Raw genomic sequence first — 237 nt, forward strand, 5'->3', positions numbered from 1 at the left:
GTATGACTTACAGGCACAGCAGGCTAAACAACAACAGTCTCTAGTGCGATACCGCCGCTTGGCGTTTGTGATTGGTGGCAGCTTAGCGGTTAGCTTTAGTGTTGCTGGTGGTTTTGTTAGTGGAAAATGGCTACAAAACAGCTCATTTAATAGTAATAATGAGCAAGTTAGCACTACAGCAATATTAAAAAATACTAATGCCGATAAAGAACCAACAATAACAACCAAATCGGATAT

General features: G+C 40.1%; 1 pseudogene. It reads left to right on the plus strand.

Annotation, left to right across the window (positions count from 1 at the left end):
• Positions 1 to 237 (plus strand): annotated as a pseudogene (locus tag AAEY62_RS24675) (general secretion pathway protein GspB); the annotation flags it as partial.

Origin of the sequence: Pseudoalteromonas sp. GW168-MNA-CIBAN-0100 (assembly GCF_040309225.1) — a bacterium.
Classification (GTDB): domain Bacteria; phylum Pseudomonadota; class Gammaproteobacteria; order Enterobacterales; family Alteromonadaceae; genus Pseudoalteromonas; species Pseudoalteromonas arctica.